The organism is Arthrobacter sp. SAFR-044 (assembly GCF_059414985.1).
Genome location: NZ_JBPFDN010000004.1, coordinates 65,925 through 72,939, shown reverse-complemented (window position 1 = coordinate 72,939; position 7,015 = coordinate 65,925). Strand labels below are relative to the sequence as shown.

Genomic DNA, 7,015 nt, shown 5'->3' with positions numbered 1-7,015 from the left:
CCGGATTGTTGCTGCTCTGCGTTGCTTTCTTCAGGGTCTCCCCCCGAAGCAACTCAAATATCTTAGAACAGCAATTCCGAAAATTCCAAATCGGGAATATTCGCCGCCGCGCGGGGTCTATTCGGCCTCGGAAACGGCACCGGCTTTGGCGGATGCGTCGTCGCCGAGCTGCAGGTCCACCACGGGGCAGTCCTTCCAGAGACGCTCCAAGGCGTAGAACACGCGGTCTTCCTCGTGCTGGACATGGATCACGACGTCGGCGTAATCCAGCAGGACCCAGCGGCCGCCGGACCGGCCCTCGCGGCGCACGGGCCGCAGGTCCTGCTTGGCGAGTTCTTCCTCGATGCCGTCCACGATGGCGTTGACCTGGCGTTCGCTGGGCGCCGATGCGATGAGGAAAACATCGGCGAGGGCCAGGCGTTCGCTCACATCCATGGCGACGATGTCCTGGGCGATCTTGTCAGCCGCGGCTTTTGCAGCCGTACGGGCTATGGCGATGGACGATTCTGTTGCAGTCACGGGACTCCTTGTTTGGGTTAAGTATTGATGCCGGCCTGGCGGGTCAGCGGGACATGCCGCTGACGATCAGGATGATGCCGGCGACGAGGGCCAGAATCCCGAACGCGAGGATGCAGAACTGGAGGATGCGGTTCCGCCGGGCCCGGGTCAGGCCCGCAGTGGCGGCATCCAGCGGATCCAGGCCGTACGCGGACCGCGCAGGAACCCGGGGAAGATCCTCAAAGAGGTCCTCCGACTGGCCCGCCGGGCGCGAAACCGGTTGGGGACGGCTGGCGGCTTTGGCAGCGGCCTCGGCACGCGCGATGACCTGGGAGCGGCCGGTGGCCGGGTCCGCGGCTGGCGCCTTGGGACGGGCGGCAGGCCTCCGTTTCCCAGCACCGGGTACCTTGGTGCCGGGAACCTTGGTACCGGGCCGGGTGGTGACCGGGACATGCGACGTGGCAGGCGGCTTCATAACCGGCCGCTCCACGCCGGGGACCTTCACGAACTCCAGCGGCGTCACCATGGCCAGGTTGCTGGCAGTGGACGGACCGGGCTTGTCCTGCGCGCCGGAATCCGTGCCCTGGCCACCGGCGGGAGTGCCGGCCTGCTCGGCCAGCTTCTGCCGGGCCATGGCGCGGCGGTTCATGACCGCGGCCCGTTCGGCGAGGGCAATCTGCTCCGCCAGGATGTCCGGATCCACGGCTTCCGGATCCAGGGAGGCGATGTGCTCCATCTTGGCGATTTGATTCCTGGCCTGCGCGGCGATCAGTTCGCGCGCCTCCAAGGCCTGTTCCACGGTCATGCCCGCCGGGGCGCTGCCGGGAGCCGGTTTGGGGCGGTCCGTCGTCTCCCCTGCCCTGGCGGTCCCTTCGCTTGACGGCGCTGCCTTGGGTGCCGGAGCAGTGGCGGGCGGAACGATGGGGTTGGCAGCAGTCAGCGCCTGCTCTTTGAGCTGCTGCAACCGCAGCTGGCGCCTGGTGGGTGGCCCGCCGGCAGCAAGCTGCCCTTCCTTTTCCTCAAGTTCCTTGATGGTGCGCAGGGCGGCACGGTCGCGGGCACGGATCTGGGAGGAGCGCTGCGTGGGCGTCGGGTCTGCCGCAGCCTGGGGGCGCGCTGCGGGGGCGGCTGCCCCGGCGGGACCGGGACGGGCCGCCGGATCCTGACCGTCCCCCGAGGGTGCGCTCTGAGCCGGCCGGCCGGCGGCAGGCTGGCGCTGCTCCGCGGCAGGCGGGGTGGCCTGGTGGGCGTCCCTGGCCTTCCGGAGTTCCCGGCGGCTGCGGATTGGGGGCTGTTCCTGACTCATTGAGAACTCATTCAGTACTGGCTGGTTCGCGTGCTTGGGACGTTGGGTCATCCACGCCTGCGGTTGCGTCGGAATACAGGCCGTACTTGGCGATGTACTGGACCACCCCGTCCGGGACCAGGTACCAGACTGGGTGGTTCGCGGCCACGCGGACGCGGCAGTCTGTCGACGAGATGGCCATGGCCGGCACTTCGAGCAGGCTGACGTCGTCACGGCCCATGCCGTCAAGGACGTGCCCGGGCCGGGTGACGCCCACAAAGTGGGCGAGCGACCACAGTTCGTCAATGTCCTTCCAGGACAGGATCTGCGCCAGGGCGTCCGCGCCGGTGATGAAGAACAGGTCGGCGTCGGGGCGTTGTGCCCGCAGGTCACGCAGGGTGTCGATGGTGTAAGTGGGACCCGGACGGTCAACGTCGACACGGCTCACGGTGAAGCGCGGATTGGACGCAGTGGCAATGACCGTCATCAGGTAGCGGTGCTCAGGTTCGCTGACCTGTTTATGCGACTTTTGCCATGGCTGCCCGGTGGGGACGAAGACCACCTCGTCGAGGTCGAACTCCGCTGCGACTTCGCTGGCCGCTACAAGGTGGCCGTGGTGGATCGGATCGAAGGTCCCGCCCATCACGCCCAGCCGAAGCCTCCCCCGGGCCCCATTGCGGTGCAGGTTGTGGGAAATCTTAGTGGCCCTGCCCGCGATCGTGCTTGTTGGGGTGCTGGCGGTGCGGATCCGCGTGCTCCTCCGTAGCAGTGTGCCGGTTGCCCAGGTTGTTGTACGACCAGGCGATGAGCATCAGCACCACCAGGATGCCGAACATGGACACGCCGAAGACCCACGGTTCAGCCCACAGCGGGGCAAGCTCCTCATGGCCTGATTCGCCTGCGGCGGCGACGGACGTGGCAATCTGCTGGAGCAGCATTTTCTCCCCTTGTTCAAGGATTTAAAGCCAGCGGAACCTTCCGCTGCTTTCCGGGTTCTGGTCTATGTTACCGCGTTGCTACCCGCGGACCTGGCCTTCGCCCTGGACGATCCACTTCGTGGTGGTGAGCTCGGTCAGGCCCATGGGGCCGCGGGCATGCAGCTTCTGGGTGGAGATGCCCACCTCCGCACCAAGGCCCAGCTCCCCGCCGTCGGTAAACCGGGTGGAGGCGTTGACGATCACCGCCGCAGAATCCACCTCCGCGATGAACCGTTCTGCGTTGGCGAGGCTGTTGGTGAGGATCGCTTCCGTGTGCCCGGTGGACCAGGTCCGGATGTGCTGGACGGCTTCGTCCAGGCTGTCCACCATGGCTACGGCAAGGTCCAGGTCCATGTACTCGGTAGCCCAGTCCGTGTCGGTCGCTGCGTCGGTTTCGACGCCGGGCAGCGCGGCCTGGATCCGCCCGTCAACGTGCAGGCGGACGCCGGCGTTGCGCAGGGCGGCGGCGACGGCGGGCAGCACCGTTGAGCCCGAGTGGACCAGCAGTGTCTCCACCGTGTTGCAGACACTGGGCCGCTGCGTCTTGGCGTTGAGCAGGATCTCCACGGCCATGTTCTCGTCAGCGGACTCATCGATGAAGATGTGGACGTTTCCCTCCCCCGTTTCGATGACCGGCACGGCGGAATTGGTGACCACAGTCTGGATCAGGTCGCGGCCGCCGCGGGGAATCAGTACATCCACCCTGCCGCGGGCCTTCATCAGGACCGCAGCGCCCGCACGGCCGTACATGTCCACGGTCTGGACTGCGTCGGCGGGGAGGCCCACGGATTCCAGGGCTTCGCGCAGGATCCGCACCAGCACCTGGTTGGTGGCTTCTGCTGCGCTGCCGCCGCGCAGGATGACGGCGTTGCCGCTCTTGAGGGCCAGCCCGGCGATGTCAACGGTGACGTTGGGCCGTGCCTCGTAGATAGCAGCCACCACGCCCATGGGCACGTTGACCTGGCGCAGGCGCAGCCCGTTGGGGAGCGTCTGGCCGCGGACCACATTCCCCACGGGATCGGGCAGGTTGGCCAGGTTCTCCAGGGCCGCCACGAGCCCGGCTACGCGGGTTTCGGTGAGGGTAAGCCGGTCCAGCAGGGCGGCGGAGGTGCCGTTGGCCTTGCCCCGCTGCACATCCATCGCGTTAGCCGCGAGAATGGCCGGGACGTTCTCCTGCAGGGCGGCACCGACGGCGCGGAGGGCACGGTCTTTCCACGCCCGGTTGGCGGTGGCCATCCGGCGGGCGGCATGGCGGCACCGGTCCGTGATGGCGTGGACGGCCGCCTCCACCTCGGCAGCGGAAGCGGAAGGGGGCACCTCGGCCGATACCGGTTCTGCTGAGGTACCCGGCTGCGCCTGGGCAGCAGTGGTTCCGGAATTTCCAGCAGTATGGATCAGGGCTTCAGTCATGATCCAAGTTTAGGCGAGGCGGCAGCTCAGACCAGCACCAGGTCGTCAACATGAACAACTTCACGGTCATAGCCGCTGCCCAGTGCCTCGCCCAGCTCATGCGTGGACCGTCCCAGCATCCGCGGCAGTTCCTCCGACGAGTAGTTCACCAGTCCGCGGGCAACGACGGTGCCGTCGGCTCCCGCCAGCTCGACGGCGTCGCCCGCTTCAAAGTCGCCGTACACGGCGGAGATGCCCGCGGGCAGGAGGGATGTGCGGTGGTGCCGCACGGCGCGAACCGCACCGTCGTCCAGGACCAGCCGGCCCTGCACCGAGGCAACGTGCGCCAGCCACAGGAGGCGGACCGGCTTGCGGGAGCCGTTAACGGAGAACCACGTGCCCACGTCCTCGCCGTTCAGGGCGGCGGCAGCGTTGGGAGTAGAGGTCACCAGGGCGTGGATCCCCGATCCTGCCGCCATGTTGGCCGCCTCCACTTTGGTCATCATGCCCCCGGTGCCCACGCCTGCCTTGCCTGCTTTGCCGATGGAGACGCCCTCGAGGTCATGCGCGCCGGTGACCAGCGGGATGCGCTTGGCACCGTGGGCGGGCGGGCCGTCATAGAGGGAGTCGACGTCGGACAGCAGCACAAGTGCATCGGCGCGCACCAGGTGCGCCACCAAGGCGGCGAGCCGGTCGTTGTCGCCGAAGCGGATCTCGTGGGTGGCCACGGTGTCGTTTTCGTTGACGACGGGGACCACCCCAAGGTTGAGCAGCCGGTCCATGGCCCGGAGCGCGTTGCTGTGCTGGCTGCGCCGCATCAGGTCCTCGGCCGTCAGCAGGACCTGGCTGACCGTGACGCCGTGCGCACCGAAGGCCTGGGTGTACCGCGCCATCAGGAGCCCCTGGCCCACGCTGGCCGCGGCCTGCTGCGTAGCCAAATCGCGGGGCCGTTTTGCCAGCCCCAGCGGAGCCAGTCCCGCGGCGATGGCGCCCGAGGACACCAGGATGATCTCGGCGCCTGCGTTGCGCTTGGCCGCCAGGGCGTCGGCCAGGGCGGTCAGTGATTCCTCGGAGATGCCGCCCTTGATGCTGGTCAGCGAGGAGGAGCCCACCTTGACCACGATCCGGCGGGCACCGGCCAGCGCACTTCTGTCCGCGGCGCGCCCGGCCGGTACCGCAGTCGTGCCCCTAGAGGTCATCGTCCGCTTCCAGTCCGCTTTCCTTGACGGGCTGGGCGGCACGGCGGCCGCTGACGGACTCGGTCCAGATCCCGGCCTTCCGCTCCGCTTCAAGCTCGGCGCGGGCGGCAGCCTTGGCGTCACGGCGCTCCTGCTGCTCTTCGCGCTTCTGGCTGCGGGTGGGGCGGTCACCGATATCGGCGAACCGGACGTCGGTGCCGCGCGGTGAGGCCAGGAGCTCAGCCCCTGCCATCATGGTGGGCTCCCAGTCGAAGACGACGCCGTCGTCCTCGCCGATGACTACCGTGTCACCCGGCTTGGCTCCCTGCTTGAACAGTTCGGTTTCCACGCCGAGCCGGGCGAGCCGGTCCGCGAGGTAGCCGATGGCCTCTTCATTGGTGAAATCGGTTTGCTTGACCCAGCGCACAGGCTTTTCGCCCAGGACGCGGAACAGCGGCTCCAGGTTCTTTTCCTCGCGCCGGATCTTGAACCCGGCTTCATTGACGGCACGCGGGCGCAGCACGGCAGGCTGCACCTTGGGCGGGGCGGCCGCCACGGCGTCGCGGGCGGCCTTGACGATCTCCGCCATGGCGAAGCCGAGCTGCCGGAGGCCCTCATGGCTGGTGGCGGACACTTCAAAGACGCGGTAGCCACGCGATTCGAGTTCCGGGCGCACGAATTCCGCCATGTCCTTGCCGTCGGGCAGGTCCACCTTGTTCAGGGCCACGAGCCGGGGACGGTGGTTCAGGGGAACCACTTCGCCGTCCTGCCCCGCGTAACTCATGTCGACGGCATATTTCTCCAGCTCACCTTCGATGATGGCGAGGTCCGTGAGCGGGTCACGGTCCGATTCCAAGGTGCCGCAGTCAAGCACGTGGACCAGGGCCGCGCAGCGCTCAACGTGGCGGAGGAAGTTGTGCCCCAGGCCCCGTCCCTCGCTGGCACCTTCGATGAGGCCGGGGACATCGGCAATGGTGAACCGCACCTCGCCGGCCTGCACCACGCCGAGGTTGGGGACCAGGGTGGTGAACGGGTAGTCGGCGATCTTGGGGCGCGCAGCCGACATGGCCGCGATGAGGCTGGACTTGCCGGCGGACGGGAAGCCCACCAGCGCGATATCGGCAATGGACTTAAGCTCCAGGACGACGTCCCGGGAGTCGCCCTCGATGCCGAGCAGCGCGAAGCCTGGAGCACGGCGCTTCTGTGAGGACAGGGCGGCGTTGCCAAGTCCCCCCATGCCGCCGGCAGCTGCCACGAACTCGGCACCCTCGCCCACGAGGTCGGCCAGGACCTCGCCGTCCTTGGTCTTGACCACGGTGCCGTCCGGCACTGGCAGGACCAGGGTCTCGCCGTTCTTGCCGCCGCGCCAGTCGCCCATGCCGGGGCCGCCGTTGCTCGCGTGCCGGTGCGGTGCGTGGTGGTAGTCAAGGAGGGTGGTGGTCTGGTGGTCCACGCGAAGGATCACGTCGCCGCCGTTGCCGCCGTTGCCGCCGTCGGGCCCGCCCAGTGGCTTGAACTTCTCGCGGTGGACGGAGACACAACCGTGGCCGCCGGTTCCGCCGGATACATGCAGTACTACCCGGTCTACAAAGCTGGCCACGTGGATCTCCTCAGGTGCTGTTTATGTGGCGCCCGGAGACGCCACATCGATTGTAATGCTGTTAAAAGAACAGTGGAGCGGACCCTCA

The 7,015-nt window shown here is 67.8% G+C and carries 7 protein-coding genes; all 7 read right to left on the bottom strand.

Annotated elements, in window-relative coordinates; all coding sequences use genetic code 11:
* Positions 1–117 precede the first annotated feature (117 nt).
* Positions 118–519 carry a ribosome silencing factor gene (rsfS, locus tag ACR65J_RS07685; RefSeq protein ID WP_440167528.1) on the bottom strand — a complete coding sequence of 134 codons (402 nt, stop codon included), beginning with the start codon at positions 517–519 and terminating at the stop codon, positions 118–120.
* Between the two features lie 43 nt (positions 520–562).
* On the bottom strand, positions 563–1,804 hold the full coding sequence (locus ACR65J_RS07680; protein WP_440167527.1) for a hypothetical protein: 1,242 nt from the start codon (positions 1,802–1,804) through the stop codon (positions 563–565).
* 7 nt (positions 1,805–1,811) lie between these two features.
* Positions 1,812–2,480, bottom strand: coding sequence for a nicotinate-nucleotide adenylyltransferase (gene nadD / locus ACR65J_RS07675; RefSeq protein WP_440167996.1), 669 nt, complete (start codon positions 2,478–2,480; stop codon positions 1,812–1,814).
* A 1-nt stretch (position 2,481) separates the two neighbouring features.
* Positions 2,482–2,721: a hypothetical protein gene (locus ACR65J_RS07670; RefSeq protein ID WP_440167525.1), complete on the bottom strand. Its 240-nt coding sequence runs from the start codon at positions 2,719–2,721 to the stop codon at positions 2,482–2,484.
* A 78-nt stretch (positions 2,722–2,799) separates the two neighbouring features.
* Positions 2,800–4,170: a glutamate-5-semialdehyde dehydrogenase gene (locus ACR65J_RS07665; protein WP_440167523.1), complete on the bottom strand. Its 1,371-nt coding sequence runs from the start codon at positions 4,168–4,170 to the stop codon at positions 2,800–2,802.
* Positions 4,171–4,196: 26 nt separating this feature from the next.
* Positions 4,197–5,348, bottom strand: coding sequence for a glutamate 5-kinase (gene proB, locus ACR65J_RS07660; RefSeq protein ID WP_440167521.1), 1,152 nt, complete (start codon positions 5,346–5,348; stop codon positions 4,197–4,199).
* Entirely contained in the window at positions 5,338–6,927 is a 1,590-nt protein-coding gene (gene obgE / locus ACR65J_RS07655) for a GTPase ObgE (RefSeq protein ID WP_440167520.1), read from the bottom strand. Before obgE ends, proB begins: the two co-directional genes overlap by 11 nt.
* Between the last annotated feature and the right edge of the window lie 88 nt (positions 6,928–7,015).